This window comes from Beutenbergia cavernae DSM 12333 (assembly GCF_000023105.1).
Taxonomy (GTDB): Bacteria; Actinomycetota; Actinomycetes; order Actinomycetales; family Beutenbergiaceae; genus Beutenbergia; species Beutenbergia cavernae.
The window spans coordinates 4,290,358-4,309,040 of the sequence record NC_012669.1; the positions used below are offsets into that span (position 1 = coordinate 4,290,358).

The window sequence follows — 18,683 nt, forward strand, 5'->3', positions numbered from 1 at the left end:
GCGAGGGTCGGCGCTCGGGGCGGGGTGCAGTGTCATGGGTCTTCCGAAGGTTCGGGCCCGGTCCGGTCCGGCCCCTGCGCGGGCCGGACCGGGCCGTGAGCTCAGCTCAGCGCGGTCAGCGTGAGCGTGGAGGTGTAGGCACCGGGAGCGGTGCCCGCGGGCGCGTTGAGCTGCAGCGAGGTGTCGACCTGCACGGAGCCGAGCGCGTGCCCGGCCGGTGCGGAGACGAGCGTCCGCGAGACCGCGAGCCCCGCATCCGAGCCGGCGCCGGGTGCGACGGCCGGACCGGCGACGGCGCCCAGGGCGTTCGCGCTGAGCGCGGGCTCCCAGCCGAGCGCCTGCCCGCCGAAGGACGCACCGCCGCTCGCGGCGAACGCGCCGACCTGACCGCTCAGCGACCACGCCGGGGCGTCCTCGCGGGTGTCGGTCACCGTGATGGCGTGCAGCGCGCCGTTCGCGACGAAGCCGGACTGCGTGGCCTCGGCCGTGCCGAGGCTGACGGCGCCCGCGCCGGAGATCGTCCAGCTGAACTCGCCGGGCTCGGGCCCGGGTCCGCCGTCCTCCGGCACGATCACCTCGACGGGCACCTCACCGTCGCCGGGCTCGGGCCCGGGGTCGGTGCCCGGCACGGCCGTCCACGCGACGGTGAACGGCGTCGCCGGCTTCTTCGGGTCGGCGCTGCCGCCCGAGGAGTACCAATACGAGGACTGCCCCGTCACCTGGTGGAAGTCGACGTAGGACTGCGGGAAGGCACCCCAGGAGCCGCCCGTCCGCACCTGCGGGCTGGCACCCTCCGGCGTCGTGACCTCGACGCCGAGGTAGTCGGGCTGGACCTCGACGCCGTCGGCCGTGACCGTCACGCCGCTGAACGTCGCGAGCCCGACCTGGACCGGCTCGATCGGCACCCACTGGCTCGGGTCCTCCATCGACGCTGCGAACCCGCCCGCGCTCGCCGTCAGCGTGCCCGTGCCGTCGGCCGCGACGGACAGCACGGGGTCGCTCGCCGTCCAGTACGTCATGCCGCCGTAGAACACGACGGTGACGTCACCGTCCCAGGACACCTGTGCCGTGCCGGCCTCCGCGTCGACCGTGCCGACGCCGTTCGACAGGACGACCTGCGCGCCCGTCGTGCTGGCGGGCGCCGTGCTGACGGCGGCACCGTTCGCGTCCTGGCACTTCGTGGCCCACGACGGCGTCGCCCAGCCGCCGTCGGCCGTCGGCTTCTCGACGCGGACGTTCCCGACCTCCGTCTGGTAGAACCCGTCCGCCTCGGTCCACAGCCGGCTGCTGCCGGCGTTTCCCGCGGCGCCCGCGGACAGGAAGTTGCACCCGCCGAAGAACGCGCCTCCACCCGCCTCCACGCTCATCGACCACCGCAGGGTGGCGTCGTCGATCTCGTTCGGCGCGGCCTGCGCCGACGTGGCCAGGGCCACTCCGGCGGCGAGCGAGACGGCGAGGCCGGCCAGTCCCGCGATCGTGCGACGGCCGGTGCGGCTCGTCGCGCGTGTGCTGTGCATGTGTCCTCCGTGGGTCGTGTCGTGAGGGGAACGGTGAGGCGAGCCTTACCTTACTGAGGATAGCCTTACTTCGGAAGCGGTGCGTGCCGGGTCATGCCGCGGACCACGGCAGCGCGAGCCATCCGCGGCGGAAGCCGACGACGGCGGTGCCCGCGAGCGAGAAGACGCCGGACAGCGCCCAGGCGAACCGCTCGGCGGGGTCGTCGAACGCGGCCGCGACGTCCGGGATGAGACCCGACGCCGGCAGGTACGTCTCGGCGTCGAGCAGGCCCGGTGGGGCGGTGTCGGCGAGGCCCGCACCGTCGCCGCCAGTGGCACCCGGTGCACCCGCTCCGCCGGCGCCCGTCGAGCCATCGGCGCCGCCGCCCGTACCCGCGCCGGGGCCGGTCGGTGGGGGCGCGCTACCCGCGCCACCCGGGTCGGTCGGGACGGGCGGCGGGTCGGGCATCACCGGCGCGTCGGCGTCGTAGCTGACGTAGACCGGCGTCGCCGGCTTCGCCGCGTCGCGGATCCCTCCCGACGAGTACCAGTAGGCCGCCTGCCCGGTCCCCGCCTGGAAGTCGACGAACGAGGGCGGGAAGGACCCCCAGGCCGCGCCCTGGCGGACCTGCGCCGGGGCGCCGTCGGGCGCGGTGACAGGGACGCCGAGGTAGGCGGGCGCGCCGCGGAAACCCTGGGAGCCCGCGAGGTTCACCCCGCTCAGGTCTGCCAGCACGATCTCGGCGTCGTCGAGCTCCACCCACTGCGACATGTCCTCCATGGACGTGCCGAAGCCGCCGCCGGTCCCGCGGAGCGTGCCGACGCCGTCGGTGATCTCGAGCACGGGGTCGCTCACCCACCAGTACGTGAGGCCGCCGTAGAAGACGACGGTGAAGGACCCCTCCCACTCGATCCGGGCGTCCCCCGACGCCGGGTCGACCTCGCCGCGGCCACCACGGATGACCGCCTGGACCCCGGTCCCCGTGTGCCGGGCACTCGAGACGGCTGTGCCGTCCGCATCGAGGCAGCGGTCGGCGAACGGCATCTCGCGCCGGGTGACCCCCGACGACGTCCGGTACGGCTTCTCGATGGTGACGTTGCCGTCGCGCGAGGCGTAGAAGCCGTCGGCAGCGGTCCAGACCCTGCCGCCACCGGTGTCGCCCACCTCGCCGGCGGAGAGGAAGTTGCACCCGCCGAAGAACGACCCGGAGCCCGCCTCCTCGTTGAGGCCCCAGCGCAGCTCGGCGTTCGACACCGTGAACGGACCGGTGACGGTCTCGGGGATGGTGACGTCGACGTCCACGTCGCCCGCCGCCGTCGCGAGGGCCGGTGCGCCGACCGCGGCGAGACCGGCCGCGAGCGCAAGGGCGAGCACCGGGGCGCGGCGCCTCACGGCGCGCCCGCCTCGACCCGCGCGCGCCCGAGGGGCGGCAGGTCCTGCGTGTCGTCCAGCGCCCGCGCCCCGTCGGGCGACGGGCTCGCCTCCGTGGCGCCCGGAGCCCCCGTGGCGCCGGGCACCGCCGGACCGTCCCCCGGCGCACCGTCCCCGTCGGGGACCCCTGACCCGCCGCGCGCGGCCCGGCGCGCCCGCCGTCGTCGCACGATCGCCGTCACGAGCGAGGAGAGCACCAGCACCAGGAGCGCGAGCCCGGTGCCGGCCGCGGCGAGGAACGCCCACGACGGGAGGCCGCCGTCCTCTTGGGCCTCGGCCGCGGCGGCGGCGAGCGCGGGGTCCGCGACGACGGTCAGCTCGACCTCCGGCGTCTCGCCCGAACCGGCACCGACGAGGCGCAACGTGTGCGTGCCCGTGCGGATGTCGGCGGGCAGCTGCAGCACCCCGGCCACCTCGCCGGCCTGGCCCGCGAGCATGGGACCGGCGGCGGCCAGGCCGCCGCTGAGCGAGGCCACCACCTGCTCGCCGGGTGTGAAGCCCTGCCCGGTGAACGTCAGCACGCGACCGGCCACGACGGTCGTCGTCTCGACGCCCAGCGTCGCCGGGACGTCCGGTGCCACGCCTTCCTCCGCCGCCGCGTCGCCCGTTCGCTCCCCCTCGTCAGCCGTCGCCCCGCCGCCCGAGGCCGCGGCGCCGTCGCCCCCCTCGTCCGCGGCCGACGCCCCGCCCGCGACGAACTCGACGGGCGTGAACGACTCGTTGTTCGCGTTGACGACGCCGTGCGCGCCGACCGTGATGATGCCGCAGGTCACCTCGCGGCAGTCCACGGCCGACGCGTTGCCCGCCCGGTCCTGCCCCGTGAAGGTGGGGCCGGGGATCACCATCGAGAGCGCGAAGGTGCCGTCGGCCGCGAGCTCCCCGCCGTTCGCGGCGTGCGCGGTGCTCGACCCCGGGAACGTCACGAAGCGCTGGTAGCCGGCGTTGTCGGCCGACTCGGAGTCGGGCACGTACACGAGGTCCTCGCCCGTGCGGCCGCCCTGGGACGGGCGCCACGACCCGCCTCCGGGATCGGACACCCAGCCGAAGAACACGTAGACGCCGCCGAACCCGCCCTGGACGGACTGGAAGCCGGAGCCGCTCACCTGCACGGTGGTCGGGCCGTCGAGCGAGGCGACACCCGCGCCGGCCTCGCTCGTCACGCTGACGCGCGGGGCCGCGGCGGCCGGCGGTGCACCGGCCACGAAGGCGGCGCCGGCGGCGAGCAGGGCGCCCGCCAGGGCGACGGCGAGCAGGGCGCGGTGGCGCAGCCCGGCGGGCGAGGGGGCGCTCATGAGACCTCCGAGGGAACGAGGGCGGGGTGTCGCACCGGAAGGACGACGGGCCCGGGCGAGGCGGGGTGGTCGATGACGGCGACGGGGTGGCGGTAGACGAGCGTGAGCAGCTCGGGCGTGAGCACGGCCCGCGGCGGACCGTCAGCGCGGACCCGGCCGCCGTCGAGCAGGACGACGCGGTCGGCGTGCGCGGCGGCGAGCGTGAGGTCGTGGAGCACGACGACGACGGCGACGCCGCCGTCCGCACGGCGGCGCACCTCGCGCAGCACCGCCTCCTGGTGGCGGATGTCGAGGGCGGCGGTCGGCTCGTCGAGGAACAGGACGGCGGTGTGCTGGGCCAGCACGCGCGCGAACGACGTCCGCGCCTTCTCCCCGCCGGACAGCGTCGGGTAGCGGCGGGGCGCGAGGTCCTCGAGCTCCGCGATCCGGAGGGACTGCGCGACGACGTCGCCGTCCGCATCCGCGTGCGCCGTCCCGTGCCAGGGCGCGCGACCCATCCGCACGACCTCGAGCACCGTGAACGCGAACGAGATGCGCGTCTCCTGGAGCTGCACGGCCCGCACGCGCGCGAGGTCCGCCGCCCGCTCCGCACGGAGGTCGGCGTCGGCGAGCCGCACGACGCCGGAGTCCGGGGCGAGGTCGCCGGCGAGCGCGGCGAGCAGGGTCGACTTCCCGGCCCCGTTGGGACCCACGAGCGCGACGACCTCGCCGGGAGCGACGTCGAGGTCCACGCCGTCGAGGATCAGCGCGCCCCCGAGCGTGAGGGTCACGCCTCGCGCCGACAGGATCGCGCTCATGCCCAGCCTCCCGCGCCCCGCCGCGTGCGGCGGATGAGCCAGAAGAAGAACGGCCCGCCGACGAGCGCCGTCAGCATGCCGATCGGGAGGTCGGCGTACGGCACGAGCGTGCGCGCCGCGAGGTCGGCGGCGAGCAGGAGCACCGCGCCTCCGAGAGCGCTCGCGGGCACGAGGACGCGGTGCCCCGGCCCCACGAACATCCGGATGAGGTGGGGGACCACGAGCCCGACGAACGCGATGACCCCGCAGAACGCGACAGCGGCGCCCGCGAGCACCGCCACGACGACGACGGCCAGGATCCGCAGCCTCTCGACGTCGACGCCCAGATGGCGCGCCGGCCGCTCCCCGAGCGCGAGCAGGTCGAGCCGGCGCGCGAGCAGCAGCGCGACGAGGAGCCCCGCCGCCATGAGCGGGGCCGCGACGGCGACGTCCGGCCAGCGCGTGCCGTTGAGGCTCCCGAGCTGCCAGAACACGATCTCCTCGCGCGCCTGCGTGTCGCCGAGGAACGTGAGGAACGCGATCGCCGCTCCGGCCACCGCGTTGACGGCGACGCCCGTGAGGACGAGCGTGACCACCTCCGTGCGGCCGGCCTGGCGCGCCGTCGCGTACACGAGCGCGGTGGCCGCGAGGCCGCCGAGGAACGCAGCGACGGCGATGGTCCAGGAGCCGAACGCCGCCCATCCGAGCACGATGACGGCGCAGGCCGCGGCAGCGGCACCGGAGGAGACGCCGACGACGCCCGGTTCCGCGAGGGGGTTCCCGAAGACGCCCTGCATGAGCACGCCGCCCGTGGCGAGCGCAGCCCCGACGACGAGCGCGAGCGCCACGCGCGGGAACCGGATCGACCAGAGGGCGGAGTCGCCGTTCGGGTGGGTCGGCAGCGGGAGCGCGTCGATGCCGATCCGATGCAGGAGCGAGCCGAGGACCTCCGCTGGCGGGATCGCCAGCTGCCCCACGCCGGCCGAGACCACGACGCCGACGACGAGCGCGATCCCCAGGGCGACGAACAGGCCGACGGTGCGCGACACGCGTGGCCGCCGGGCGCCGTCGTCCTCCCCCGAGGCCGGCCGACGCCGCGCAGACGAGGCGGCGTCGGCCCCGGCCGCGCCGTCGGCCCCGGCGTGCGGACCGGCGACGGCGCGGGCCGGCGCACTCATGCGTCGGCGGGCGCGTAGATCGCGACCGCGAGCGCCTCGAGGACCTCCGCCGTGGCGGGTCCGAAGCTGAGGATCTGGGTGTCGTCCATGTCGACGACGCGGCGCCGCTCGCCGGCGGGCGTCTGGGCGAGCGCGGGGAGGTGCTCGAGGAGACCGTCGACGCCGTCGACCGACTCGAGACCCTTGCTCATGACGAGCACGAGGTCGGGTGCCGCGGCGACGAGTCCCTCGTCGGTGATCGGCCGCATGCCGTCCCAGCCGATCTCGGACGCGACGTCGATGCCGCCCAGCGCCTCGATCATCGAGTCGGTGCCGGAGTCGGACCCGAACATGTAGTAGACGCCGGCCTGACCGCGGACGTAGAGGAACGCCATCCGCAGGCGCTCGCCGTCGGCCGGGGCGATCTGGGCGATCTGCGCGACGACGTCGTCGATCTGCGACTGCGTGCGCTCGGCGAGCTCGCGGCCGGCGTCCGGCACCCCGAGCGCGTCGGCGACCTGCTGGATGAGCGAGGGGACTCCTTCGATGCTGCGGTGGGAGTCGACGACGACGACCGGGATGCCGGCGTCGCGCATCTGGAGCACGACGTCCCAGGGTCCGAGGCTCGTGTCCGTGATGATGAGCGTCGGCGCGAGCTCGAGGATCGCCTCACCGGTGAGCTGGTGGCCGTTGGCCGTGACGAGCGGACGGTCGGCGATCTCGGGGAAGCCGGACGAGGTGTCGCGGCCCACGACGTTCTCGCCCAGTCCGAGCTCGAACACCGTGCGGGCCGTGGAGCCGTACACGTCGAGGGCGAGGATGCGGCTGACGTCGTGGACGGTCACCGTGGTGCCCTGCGCGTCCGTGACGGTGACGGGCAGCTGCGGCTCCGGCGTCGCGAGCGGGTCGATGTCGGGGTCCGCGAGCGTCGCGGTGGACGGTCCCTCGTGGCCGAGCGGGTCGGCCAGCGGGTCCACGTCGGCGAGGCGCGCACCGGCGGGCGCGGGGCCTTCGGAGCCGCCGGCCGACCCGGCGGCGCACCCGGCGAGCACGAGCACGGCCGCCGTCACGGCGGCGGCGAGCCCCGCCCGGAGCCTCCGCGCTCGGCTCCTGACGGACACGGTCGGGACGAGAGGCAGCGGCGGGCTGGCGATCACAAGAGCACAGGCTAACCTAAGTTAGGAGTGCCTGGCCTCACTAAGTGTGGCAGCCACGCGCCCGCCACCGGACGCACGGGCACGCCGCCGACCGGGCTCGACCTCTGGAGGTGGTGGCGCGCGGTCGCCCACGCGAACGTCACGCGGCGTAGGCAGCGAGAAACACCCGCACGCCCTCGTCGGCGAACCGGTTCAGCTTCCGTGGCCCGTACGGGGCGTCGACGCCGGTGAACATCGCCTCGTTCAGCGGGACCGCCAGGATCAGGTAGTTGAGGTGCTGCGCGGCGAGCAACGGATCCGGAGCGCTGAGCATCCCCCGCTCGGCGAGCCGCGCGACGGCGCCGGCGAGCGTCGCGTGCCCGCGCACCGGCCCGCCGCGGTGCCAGGCCTGGGCGAGCTCAGGGAATCGCGGCGACTCGGCGATGATGAGCCGTCGCATCCGGACGAGATGCGGCTGCAGGACCTCGCGCACGTGTGCTCGGGCGAACGCCCGCAGCTCGGACGGGAGGTCGTGGCTCTCGCCCAGGGCGCCGACCAGGTCGCGGGTGCTCTCCTCGGCCTCGTCGATCGCCTCCTGGACGACGGCCTCGAAGAGGGACCGCTTGTCCCGGACGTGTGCGTACACCGTCACCTTCGAGGCGCCCGCGCGGGCGGCCACCTCGTCCATGCTCGCTCCCGCGAAGCCGCGGTCCAGGAACACCTCGCGCGCGGCGACGAGGATCTGGTGCCGCTTCGCGTCCGCGCGACGTGATGCGCCCGGGTGCGCCGCGCTCCCGCCGGACGTGGTCGCCATCGGGCCAGAGTACTGGACCGTTCAGTTCAGTCGGCGCACGCTCGCACACCTGTACTACACAGTACAGTTCAACCACCGGAGGTGGCAGCATGTCCTCGCCGCTCAAGACCTCGACGGACCGCACCCGCACGGCGACGTCGGCGGACGGCACCCGGATCGCGTACGAGCAGACGGGCTCCGGCCCTCCGCTCGTGCTCGTCGAGGCCGCCGGCCACTATCGCCGCCTCAGCTCGTTCGACGGCCTCGTCCCGCTCCTCGCGACAGCGTTCACCGTCGTCCGGTACGACCGCCGCGGCCGGGGCGAGAGCACGGACACCCCGCCCTACGCCGTCGAGCGAGAGGCCGGCGACCTCGCTGCGGTGATCGCCGCGGTCGGCGCCCCCGCCTTCGTCCACACGTTCTCCTCCGGAGCGCTCGTCGCCCTCCAGGCCGCGGCAGCCGGCGTCGCGATCGCCCGGCTGAGCCTGGCCGAGCCACCCGTCGGCGACGGGTCCGACGCCGTCGAGCAGCGCCGCTTCACCGCCGAGCTGGAGCGCCTCGTCGAGGCGAGCGACAACGACGGCGCCGTGGAGTTCTTCCTCACCAGCGTCGGCGTGCCTGAGGACATGCTGGCCGGGATGCGCGGCACCGAGTCATGGCAGGCGATGGTCGACGTCGCCCCGACGCTCGTCTACGACAGCCTCGCCAGCCTGGCGACGACGACCGACCTGCTCGCCGACATCCTGATCCCCACTCTGGTCCTCGCGAGCTCCGGGAGCTCCGCGGACCTCGTCGGGATGGCAGACGACGTCGCCCGTGGCCTCCCGCACGGGAACCTCCGCACGGTCGACGGCGACTGGCACGGCCTGCCTGACGACGCCGTCGCCGACGAGCTGCGCTCCTTCTTCCTGACGTAGCCCGGGGCGCACGGACCGGGGTCGATCCGGGAGCGGATGACTCCCGGATCGACCCCGATCACGTCAGCGCGCGGCGCGCCGGATCGCCCCGATGCCGACGGCGAGGCCGACGGCGCACGTCGCGATCGCCGCGAGCGCACCCCAGAGGATCACCGGATCACTGAACGTCCCGGCGAAGAGCGCGCGTTCGGCGTCGACGATGTACGTCAGCGGGTTGGCGCGCGAGACGGTCTGCATCCAGCCCGGCCCCGTCTCGAGCGGCAGCATCATCCCGGACAGCAGCAGCAGCGGGAACGTCACCGACTGCTGCACGGCCCAGAACATCCACTCCGTCTTCCGGGAGACGATCGCGAGGGCGTAGGACAGCGCCCCGGCCCCGATCCCGAAGACGCCGAGGATCAGCAGCCCGACCAGCACGTGGCCGAGGTAGAGCGTGAACCCGAACGGCGTCGCCGCGAGCGTGATGACGAGCGCCTGGACGACCAGCGGCACGAACTCCTTGAGCGAGCGTCCGACGATGATCGACGCGCGGGACAGCGGCGTCGCGAGGATCCGCTCGTACGAGCCGAGCTGCATCTCGAACAGGAGGTTCGAGCCGGTCATGCCCGTGCCGAACACGCAGATCATGACGACGACGCCGGGCAGGAACCACTGCAGCGGACTGACGCCGTCGATGCCCTGCTCGCCGACGAGCCCGCCGAGCAGCGGCGCGAACAGGGCGAGGAACACGAGCGGCTGGACGAGGGAGAAGACGAGCGAGAACGGGTCGCGGAGCACGAGCATGAGCTCGCGGATCATGACGGCCCAGGTGTCGGACGCGAACTTCGCGACGCCCGACCGCTGTGCGGGTTCCGTGCCGCGCAGCTCCGCCCGGGTGGAGGCGATCGACGTGGCGCTCATGCTGCAGCTCCTTCCTCGCGCAGGCTGCGACCGGTGAGATTGAGGAAGACGTCGTCGAGAGTGGCCTCGGCGATCGTGGCCGAGGCCGGACGCACGCCGGCGGCGTCGAGCCGGTACAGGATGTCGGGGAGCGCCTCGGCTCCGCGGTCGAGGGTGAGGAGCAGCGCGTCGTCGCCGGACTGCGCGATCGCCGGGGCGAACCGCAGGTCGGCACCGAGGGCCGACCGCGCCGTGCCGACGTCGTCGGGTGCGAACCGCAGGGTGATGACGTCGGCCGCGTGCTCGAGGCGGAGCACCTCCGGCCGGGCGTCGGCGATGATCGAGCCGTGGTCGATGACGACGACGCGCTCGGCCATGCGGTCGGCCTCCTCGAGGTAGTGCGTCGTCAGCACGATGGTCATGCCGAACTCGGCCCGCATCCGCAGGATGTGCTCCCACAGGTTCGCCCGGCTCTGCGGGTCCATGCCGGTGGTCGGCTCGTCGAGGAACAGCAGCGGCGGGTGGTTCATGAGGCCCATGGCGACGTCGAGCCGGCGACGCTGGCCGCCGGAGAGCGTCGAGACGGTGCGCTTCTCGAGCCCGTCCAGCTGCATCGAGGCGATGAGATCGGTGGCGCGACGCAATGCCTCCGCCGTGGGGATCCCGTAGAAGCGGCCCTGGGTGACGAGCTCGTCGAGCACCCGGTAGGAGTGGCCAGCGCCGTTGCCCTGACCGATGTAGCCGATGCGCTGCCGCACGTGCGCGGGGCGCGTGACGACGTCGACCCCCGCCACCCGTGCGCTGCCCGCCGTGGGGGCGAGCAACCCGGTGAGCATCCGGAGCGTGGTGGACTTGCCGGCGCCGTTCGGGCCGAGGAAGGCGACCAGCTCGCCCTCGGCCACGTCGACGTCGACCCCCTTGACCGCCTCGACGGTCTCCTTGCCGCGCGTGAAGGTCTTCGTGAGTCCTTCGGTATGGATCAACTTGTACTCCCGTACGTCGTACCGGAATGGCTGGAGGACACTAGCATACGCTGTACGACAATGGTGCACCCAGGGTCCGACATCGGCGAGGAGACGACGTGACGAAGGCCGACGACGAGCCGCGCGACGCCGGTGCGACCGGTGGCGGCGCACGCGACGACGGCGCACCCGGCGGCCGGGCACCTGGTGGCGGGGATGCCCCCGCCGCGGCGGGCGGGCCGCCGCCCCTCACCCGCGCCCAGGTCGACGAGATCGCGAAGGAGCGCGGGCTCGAGCTCGTCCGCACCGCCGAGGCGGATCGCCGCCTCGCGCTCCTGTGGGAGTCACCCGCTCCGCGCTCCCGCGGACGCCGTCCGAGGCTCAGCCTCGACGAGGTCGTGGAGGCCGGGATCGCCGTCGCGCGCGAGGACGGTCTCGACGCCCTCTCGATGCGCCGGGTCGCACAGCGGCTCGACGTCGGCGCCATGTCGCTGTACACGTACGTGCCCGGTCGGACCGAGCTCGTGGACCTCATGATCGACCGCGCCTACGCCGGCCTCGACCTTCCGGCGGCGGGCGAGCCCTGGCGCACGGGGCTGCAGCGCTACGCGCGAGCCTTCTGGGACCTCTTCCACGCGCACCCCTGGCTGCTCCAGGCGAACCTGTGGCGGGCGCCGCTCGCCCCCCACGTGCTCGACGCCCAGGAGGCGGGACTGCGCACGATCATCGACACCGGCCTGCCGCCCGAACGCGTCGTCGACCTCATCGGCATGGTCGACAACTACGTGCGCGGTCTCGCCCGCGCGGACATCGCCGAGGTGCTCGAACGCGAGCGCACGGGCCAGGACTACGACACGTACTGGGCTTCCCTGTCGAGCTTCTGGGAGGACTACTTCGACGTCGAGCGCTACCCGACGATGACGCGCATCTGGGCGGCCGGCGGGTTCGAGCACGAGACCGGCGGGCTCGACGACGCGCTCGAGCGGCTGCTCGACGCCGTCGAGTCGGCGATCGAGCGAGCCACCTCCTCCTGAGCGCGCGGCCTCAGCCCTGGGTCCCGTCGAGCAGGTCCGCGAGCTCCGCCCGGTAGACGCCACCTTCCTGGGTGCCGGCGAACAGCCACCGGCCGTCCCGGCTCGCCGCCAGCGAGAGCACCGACGTCACCGTCAGGCCGCCCGACGCGCTGGACCACGTCGCACCGCCGTCCGTGCTGAGCAGGACCCCGCGGCCGCTGACCACGAGCCCGTCCTGCGTCGAGGCCGCCGAGCCGGCCACGAGCACCGTCCGCCCGTGCACGACCGCGGACGTGAGCGCACGGATCGCGCCCGAACCCGACGGCGTCGTCGCGGCGGTGAACGTCGCACCGCCGTCGTCGCTGCGCCACAGCCCGAACCCGCCCACGACGACCGTCGCGCTCCCCGGCCGCGTCGAGTCGGGGTCGGCGGCGAGGTGCACGGACGCGACAGGCTCCTCGAGCAGCCGCTCCACCGCGTGCTCGGAACCCGACACCCGGTACAGCCCGGCCGTCGACGCCACCCACAGCACGTCCGGGGCGAACGGGTCGAACGTCATGTCGTGCACGGTGCCGGGCACCGGGACGACGTCGTAGGTCGCCCAGGCGTCCGACGTCACCAGCACGCCGCGGTCGTCGCCCGCGGCATACGCGAGCGCGAGCGTGCCGGACGCGCTCGGCGACGCGGCCAGGTCGCCCATCGACACCATCGGCATGCGCACCTCGGTGAACGTCTCGCCGCGATCCACGGAGTGCTCCACGTGGCCGATCCGGTTCCCGTCGATGCGCAGGCGCCAGACCTCGTCCCGTCCGACCGGCTCCACGTCCCGGATCGTGACGCCCAGGCGTCCCTCGGCGCCCGTCGCGCCCCACTCGGGGTCCGGGTCGACGAGCGTGGCGTCGTCCAGCTCCAACGTCGCGAGCCCGTGGGTGTCCCCGACCCACAGCACGTCCGCGCCGTCCGGGCCCCGGGCCACCTCGAGGTCCTCCACCGTGAGCGCCGGCACGCCGAGCCGATCGTCGTACGTGCTGCCGCCGTCCGAGCTCGAGTAGACGCCGGCGTTCCGGAGCGAGAGCAGGAGGGAGCCCGGGACGTCCGGCCACGCGTCGATGTCCGCGGCGAGCGGCCCCCGGACCGGGAACGGCGTCTCGGTCCAGGTCGCGCCGCCGTCGGCGCTCGACGCCGTCCCGCCGAGCCCGGTGAGGTGCAGCACGCCGTCGACGAGCCGCATCGCCGAGGCGTAGCCGAGGTCCGTCCGCCCGACCACCTCCCAGGTCACCCCGCCGTCCCCGGACCGCCACACGTCCCCCGAACGCGTGACGGCCCAGGCGGTGGCGCCGTCGGCCGTCAGACCGACGAACGTGTCGCCGTCCGGGGCGAGCGCGCGCTCGACGTCGCCGGGGGTCCCGCCCGGTTCCCCCGCCCCCGGCACGCGGAGCACCGCCGTCCGCATCTGGACGAGGAGGTCGGTGCCGGCCACGGTGGCGCCGTAGATCGTCTCCCCCCACGCCACCCTCGTGTGGTGCCACGTCTCCCCGCCGTCGACGCTGCGGAGGACGCCGTCGGCCACGACCGCCACGAGCGTGTCCCCGGACGTCACGAACTCCTCGATGTGCACGTCCGGGAAGGGCAGGATCCGCCACGACCGCCCCAGGTCCTCGGTCCGCAGCACCATGCCCTGGTACGTGGGGTCGAGCAGACCCTTGCCGAACATGCCGTTGACGGCGTACCAGAACGCCTCGCCGTCGTCGGGGTCCGCGACGGCGAACCCGTCACCGCCGGCGATCGGCACGTCCCGCACGCGCGTCCACGTCTCGCCATGGTCGGTGGTGACGAACGGCGTGGCGACGGCGTCGAGCGTCATCATCGCCGTGCCGGGCGCGGCCGACGACGTCGCCAGCCGGGCCGCTGAGGCGTTCCGGCCGAGCGGAGCCCACGGCCCGGACCCGGCAGCCTCGATCGACGCGACGGTCCCGCCGCCGTGCTGCGTGGCGCCGTCCGAGTCGCCGCTGACCGCCAGGCTGTGCTCGCCCAGCTCGTCGAGCGCCACCGTCGCCGCGTACCAGCCCGGTCGGCCGGCGATCGGCTCGGTGGCGACGGTCGACCTCGTGCCCGACGGGGCCGTGACGTCCACGTCGGGTGCGGCGTCCAGCGCGACGGACGACTGGACGACGACGCGCGTCGAGCCCGCCGCGGGGTCCGGGGACCCGCGGACCGTGAGCGGTCGGACGAGCTGGGCGAACGGCACGCGCACGACGTCGCCGGTCGAGAGCTCCGCGACGAGGCGCCCGGAGACCTCCGCCGCGACGGGCGCGTCCTCGACGGCGACGTCGAGCGAGACATCGACGCTCCCGCCGGCGGGGATCTCGACCGACGACGGCGTCACCCCGGCCTCCCCGCGACTGTCCTCCGACGGGGCCACGGAGAGCTGCGCCGTCACCGCCTCCGCGCCGGCGTTCGTGAGCGTGACGGTGCCGGCGGCGTCCGTCGGGCCGTCCGTGTCCGCCAGACCGAAGTCCAGGACGGACGGCTCGGCTGCGACCGAAGCCCGGACGGCGGCGGCGACGTCGAGCGCACCGGAACCGCCCGCGAGCGGCGAGGAGCCGTCGTGCGGCACGGCGCTCGACACGAGCGCCGCACGCACCTCCGCCTGCCCGGCGTCGGGTCGGGCCTGCCGCACCAGCGCCGCCGCCCCCGCGGCGTGCGGCGCCGCCTGGGACGTCCCCGAGAACCGCCAGGCGTCTCCCTCGATGCCGAACTCCGCGGGCACGAGCGAGCGGATCTCGACGCCGGGCGCCGTCAGGTCGGGACCCACGCTCTTGCCGGTGCCAGGCCCGCGGGCGCTGAACTCGGCGATCTCTCCGGTGACGTCGACCGGGCTGAGCCGCGCCTTGACCTCGTCGTCCCGGATCGCGTCCAGGAGCGCCTGGACCTCGGCGTTGGTGGTGCCGAGCACCACGAGGCCCTCGACCCGGATCGCGTCGGCCGGCACGTCGGCCAGCAGGGCCGGCGGCCCGTCGATCACGTCGGCACGCTGCGGCGGCGCCCCGGCGTCGGTCCCGGTGAGCCCGGGCTCGTACGCCAGGGCCGCGAGCGCGCCGTGCTCCTGGGCGAGCCGCGCCAGCGCGATGTCCCGGGACGTGAGGTCGGGGATGGCGCGCGGCGTGCCGCCGCGGTAGACGACGACGGCGCCCGTCACGTCACCGACGCGCTCGTAGTCCGCCTCGGTGCCGTCGCCGACGTCGACGAACGGCGCCTCGATCGGCACGTCCGGGGCGTTGCCCGACACCGGGACCCGCCAGGTGTCCAGCGTCCGCCCGATCGGCGCCAGGAGCTCGAGCCGGGCCTCGACGAGGCCCGTCGCGTGGGCGCCGACGGCGAGCACCCCCTCGGCGGACGCGGGTGACGTCACGGTGCCCTCGGACGGCCCGGCGTTCCCGGCGGCCGCGACCACGACGACGCCGGAGGCCGCCGCAGCGCTCGCCGCGCGCCCGAGCGGGTCCGTCCCGTCCCCGGGCCCGGCGAGGCTGAGGTTGACGACGTCGGCCGGGTGGTCGCCGAGCGGGTCGACGGCGGCCTCGATCCCCGCGACGACGTCGGCCAGCGAGCCGGAGCCTCGGGCGTCCAGGACGCGGTACGCCGTGAGGGTCGCGTCGGGTGCCACTCCCGTCACCGACTCCGCCCCGGAGCCGGCGACGACCCCCGCCACGTGCGTGCCGTGACCGTTGAGGTCCTGCGGGTCGGTGTCGCCGTCCACGAGGTCGTAGCCGTCGACCACGCGGAAGCCCTCACCGAACCCGCCGCCGAGGTCGGGCAGCGTGTAGTCGACGCCGGAGTCGATGACGGCGACCGTGACGCCCGTGCCGCGCAGCGTCGTCCCGTCGGGCCCCGTCTGCTCCCACACCTCCGGCGCCCCGATCGCCGGGACGCTCGCGTCGGTGGCGGCGTGCACCGTCTCGTCCGGGGTGACGCGGGCGACGCCGGGCAGGTCGCCCAGCGTGTCGACGGCGTCCGCCGGCACGTCGGCCACGACGGCGTCGAGCACGCCGGTGAGGCGGTGGACGACGTCCATCGTCACGCCGGCGTCGGCGGCTGCGGCGACGACGCCGTCCTGGGCGGCCAGGAGCGCGTCCCGTGCGGCCGCGTAGTCGGCGGCGAACGCGGCGTCCGTGGCGTGGCGCCCGGCGGCCGTCCGCTGCTCGCCCAGCTGCGCCAGGGCCGGCTCGGCGGCGAGCTCGACGATGACCCGCACGCGGGACGCGTCGACGCCGTCGGCTCCGCCAGCGCCGTCGGTCGAAGGAACCGCGAGCGCCGGGGCCGAGAACCCGGCGAGCGCGAGCGCCGCGACGGTGGCCAGCGCTGCCCGGCGCCGTGCCCGAACGGCGGGGGTCGGGAGGGGCGCGCTGAGGAGCGAGGAACGTCGAGGCATGGCCGAGACCTTTCGCGGGGGCCGTCGCGGGGTCCACACGATCCGCATGGACCCCGCGTGCGGGGGACCGCCCACCCCGCCGCTCCATGCCTAGTGGCCGCACGCGGTCACGGGCAACGACCGGCGAGGCCGGATGCGGCCAATGGCCCCGAGCGGCCACACCAGTCACCGTGTGATCTGTGGGTTCGACCGAGTGGGTCTTCCCTTGGACTTCCGCTTCGGGGACCAACCACACGGTCGAGGGTCCTGGCCGGAACGTCCCTTCGGCGACCGCGTCATCCGGGTCCCGTGAGGGCCGCTCCGGACCCGGATCACACGGTCACGGGGCCGCGCCCCGGGCTAGATCCAGCCCCGCCGCGTCGCGGCGACGGCGGCCTGGAAGCGGTTGGCGGCGCCGAGTCGGGCGAACAGCGCCTGCGTCCGACGGCGCAGCGTGCGCGGCGAGATCCCGAGCCGGCGGGCGGCCAGAGCGTCGGTGGCGCCCGCCGCCATCATGGCCAGGATGGCCCGCTCGTCACTGGTCGGCCCGGTCTCGGGGCGCGGCGCCGGCACCGTTCCGGCTCCCGCGGGCAGGTCGACGGCGCCCGCCCAGTAGCGCTCGAACAGGGCGCACAGGGCCTCGACGAGTGCCGGCGCCGTCGTGATGACGGCCTCGAACGCGTCGACGTCGAGCGACGTGAGCACCATCGCCGTGCGCCGGTCGCTGACCGCCAGCTTCGTCGGGAGCTCCGCGGTGATCCGCGCCTCCTCGCCGTTCGCGACCTGGCGACGCGCGTCCTCCCAGGCGCCCGGGTGCGTGAAGCTCTCGGCGACGTACAGCGCCCGCCACCGCACCCCGCGGCGCAGCACCTCCGGCTCCACCGGGTTCGCCGTCGCCAGCGCGTACGGCGGCCTGTCGAACGAGAGGATCTCGGCGTCCGCCTCCTGCTGGAGCCGCGTGAACCACGCGGCGACGGCGTCCGACCCGCGCACCACGATCGTCGACTCGCCGCCCGTCTCGGACACCGTCATCCCGGCGTCGAACGTCCGCGCGAGCGGCTGGGTGGCCTGTCGCAGCCGGAGCAGCTCCTCCTCCTTGGCGTCCGCGAGAGCACGCAGGGAACGCCGCGGGTCCACGGCGGTGTACGCGTCCTCGCGGGCCAGGCCGTGCACGAGCCCGAGGCTGCGCAGCCGTTCGAGGCCGTCGCGGACGACGTCGACCGGCTCGCCGTGCGCCCGCGCCAGGTCGTCCGGGCTGGCGGTGTTCCGCGTGAGGATCGCCCGGTAGATCAGCCCGGTCCGTTCGTCGAGACCCAGGAGAGCGAGATCGGCGTCGGCCATCGACTCATGATGCAGCAGGGCGCGCCGTCGCGGCGGGCACACGCTGGCCCGTCACGCGAGCAGCGCCTCGAGCTGCGGAAGCCGCCCGAACATGTCCGGAAGGCCGCGCAGACCGTCGCGCACCGACTCCTGCGACAGCGCGAGGTCGGGGCCGGTGCTCACCTCCACACCCGCGAGGCAGCGGTGGATGTTCCACCTGGTGTGCCCGAGCCAGCCGGCGATCATGTACACGAACCAGCTCGGACCGGGTGGTGGCAGCGCTCCCCCGCCTGCGACGTAGCCGTCGAGCACCGCGCGGAAGACGTCGGGCTGGATGGAGTCGAACCCCGTCCCCTGCGCGAGCCTCAGCGCCGTCGAGCCGAGCTCACCGGACAGGTCGAGCATCCCCGACAGCTCCCAGTCGAGCAGCACCGGCCGGCCGTCGCAGGCCAGCAGGTTGAACGGCTGGACGTCCTTGTGGGTCAGCACGATCGGCCCCGGCCGTTCGCACGTGTCGACGAGCTGCGCGATCGCGAGGAACGTCTCGACCTGCGACGCGAGCTCGCCGGCCCACGGCTGCCCCGTGGCCGCCGCCCGCTCGGCGAGCTCGGGCCAGTCCCGCGGCGTCGGCTCCTCCGGCGGCTCGTCCGCCCAATCGACGTCGAGCGCGTGGAGGCGTGCGAGGAGCTCGCCGATCTCGAACGCGTACGGCACGGACACCGGCTCCTCGGGCACCTTCTCCCCCTCGACCCAGCGGTGGACGAGCGTGCTGTCGTCGGCCGCGATCGGCTCGGGCATCGGGATGCCGGCGGCGAAGGCCGCCTGCTCGAGCCGGAACACGTCCCGGGCGCGGTAGGGCCAGCGGCGGTCGACGACGTTGAGCTCCTTCACGGCGAACGAGCCCTGGTCCGTGTCGAGCCGGTACATGCGGTTGGCGGCGCCGCCGTGGATGCGCGTCCTCGGCCCGATCGGCGCACCGAGATGCGAGAGATCCATCCGGGGACGCTAGGACACCCGGGTCGCCGTCGCACCGGAAATACCCACCACCGCGGCCGGGCGTGCGACGCGAGGGCGCACCGGCGTCGTCCCCGTTCCCCCGAAA

The 18,683-nt window shown here is 74.8% G+C and carries 14 protein-coding genes; 2 read left to right on the forward strand and 12 right to left on the reverse strand.

From position 1 onward, the window contains the following. Nucleotides 1–101 precede the first annotated feature (101 nt). The 7 genes from BCAV_RS21870 to BCAV_RS19540 all read right to left on the reverse strand — a co-directional run bounded on the left by BCAV_RS21870 (nt 102) and on the right by BCAV_RS19540 (nt 8,103). Complete coding sequence (locus tag BCAV_RS21870; RefSeq protein WP_015884353.1) at nt 102–1,517, reverse strand: hypothetical protein; 1,416 nt, start codon at nt 1,515–1,517, stop codon at nt 102–104. Between the two features lie 91 nt (nt 1,518–1,608). Further along, on the reverse strand, nt 1,609–2,889 hold the full coding sequence (locus tag BCAV_RS21875) for a hypothetical protein (protein ID WP_015884354.1): 1,281 nt from the start codon (nt 2,887–2,889) through the stop codon (nt 1,609–1,611). Next, on the reverse strand, nt 2,886–4,220 hold the full coding sequence (locus tag BCAV_RS21880) for a hypothetical protein (protein WP_015884355.1): 1,335 nt from the start codon (nt 4,218–4,220) through the stop codon (nt 2,886–2,888). The genes BCAV_RS21875 and BCAV_RS21880 overlap by 4 nt, the downstream gene beginning before the upstream one ends. After that, nucleotides 4,217–5,017, reverse strand: coding sequence for a heme ABC transporter ATP-binding protein (locus BCAV_RS19525; RefSeq protein ID WP_015884356.1), 801 nt, complete (start codon nt 5,015–5,017; stop codon nt 4,217–4,219). The genes BCAV_RS21880 and BCAV_RS19525 overlap by 4 nt, the downstream gene beginning before the upstream one ends. Continuing rightward, entirely contained in the window at nt 5,014–6,174 is a 1,161-nt protein-coding gene (locus BCAV_RS19530; protein WP_015884357.1) for a FecCD family ABC transporter permease, read from the reverse strand. The genes BCAV_RS19525 and BCAV_RS19530 overlap by 4 nt, the downstream gene beginning before the upstream one ends. Next, nucleotides 6,171–7,274, reverse strand: a complete 1,104-nt coding sequence (locus BCAV_RS19535) for a heme/hemin ABC transporter substrate-binding protein (protein ID WP_144016832.1) — start codon at nt 7,272–7,274, stop codon at nt 6,171–6,173. Before BCAV_RS19535 ends, BCAV_RS19530 begins: the two co-directional genes overlap by 4 nt. 175 nt (nt 7,275–7,449) lie before the next feature. After that, the gene (locus tag BCAV_RS19540; protein WP_015884359.1) at nt 7,450–8,103 is read right to left on the reverse strand and encodes a TetR/AcrR family transcriptional regulator; all 654 of its coding nucleotides are present in this window, start codon (nt 8,101–8,103) and stop codon (nt 7,450–7,452) included. Nucleotides 8,104–8,192: 89 nt separating this feature from the next. Between BCAV_RS19540 and BCAV_RS19545 the strand changes: the two genes are divergently transcribed. Beyond that, nucleotides 8,193–8,999: an alpha/beta fold hydrolase gene (locus BCAV_RS19545; RefSeq protein WP_015884360.1), complete on the forward strand. Its 807-nt coding sequence runs from the start codon at nt 8,193–8,195 to the stop codon at nt 8,997–8,999. Between the two features lie 63 nt (nt 9,000–9,062). Here the strand turns inward: BCAV_RS19545 and BCAV_RS19550 are convergent, their stop codons facing one another. Then, a complete protein-coding gene (locus BCAV_RS19550) occupies nt 9,063–9,899 on the reverse strand; it encodes an ABC transporter permease (RefSeq protein WP_015884361.1) in 837 nt (278 codons plus the stop codon). Beyond that, a complete protein-coding gene (locus tag BCAV_RS19555; RefSeq protein WP_015884362.1) occupies nt 9,896–10,861 on the reverse strand; it encodes an ABC transporter ATP-binding protein in 966 nt (321 codons plus the stop codon). Before BCAV_RS19555 ends, BCAV_RS19550 begins: the two co-directional genes overlap by 4 nt. 98 nt (nt 10,862–10,959) lie before the next feature. Here BCAV_RS19555 and BCAV_RS19560 point away from each other — a divergent pair, with 98 nt between their 5' ends. Further along, nucleotides 10,960–11,874: a TetR/AcrR family transcriptional regulator gene (locus BCAV_RS19560; protein WP_015884363.1), complete on the forward strand. Its 915-nt coding sequence runs from the start codon at nt 10,960–10,962 to the stop codon at nt 11,872–11,874. Nucleotides 11,875–11,884: 10 nt separating this feature from the next. Here BCAV_RS19560 and BCAV_RS19565 read toward each other — a convergent pair whose 3' ends face one another. The 3 genes from BCAV_RS19565 to BCAV_RS19575 form a co-directional block, all read right to left on the reverse strand. Beyond that, nucleotides 11,885–16,282 carry a S8 family serine peptidase gene (locus BCAV_RS19565; protein ID WP_015884364.1) on the reverse strand — a complete coding sequence of 1,466 codons (4,398 nt, stop codon included), beginning with the start codon at nt 16,280–16,282 and terminating at the stop codon, nt 11,885–11,887. Nucleotides 16,283–16,621: 339 nt separating this feature from the next. Then, on the reverse strand, nt 16,622–17,602 hold the full coding sequence (locus BCAV_RS19570; RefSeq protein WP_015884365.1) for a LuxR C-terminal-related transcriptional regulator: 981 nt from the start codon (nt 17,600–17,602) through the stop codon (nt 16,622–16,624). Between the two features lie 51 nt (nt 17,603–17,653). Next, nucleotides 17,654–18,577: a phosphotransferase family protein gene (locus BCAV_RS19575; RefSeq protein ID WP_015884366.1), complete on the reverse strand. Its 924-nt coding sequence runs from the start codon at nt 18,575–18,577 to the stop codon at nt 17,654–17,656. Nucleotides 18,578–18,683 lie beyond the last annotated feature (106 nt).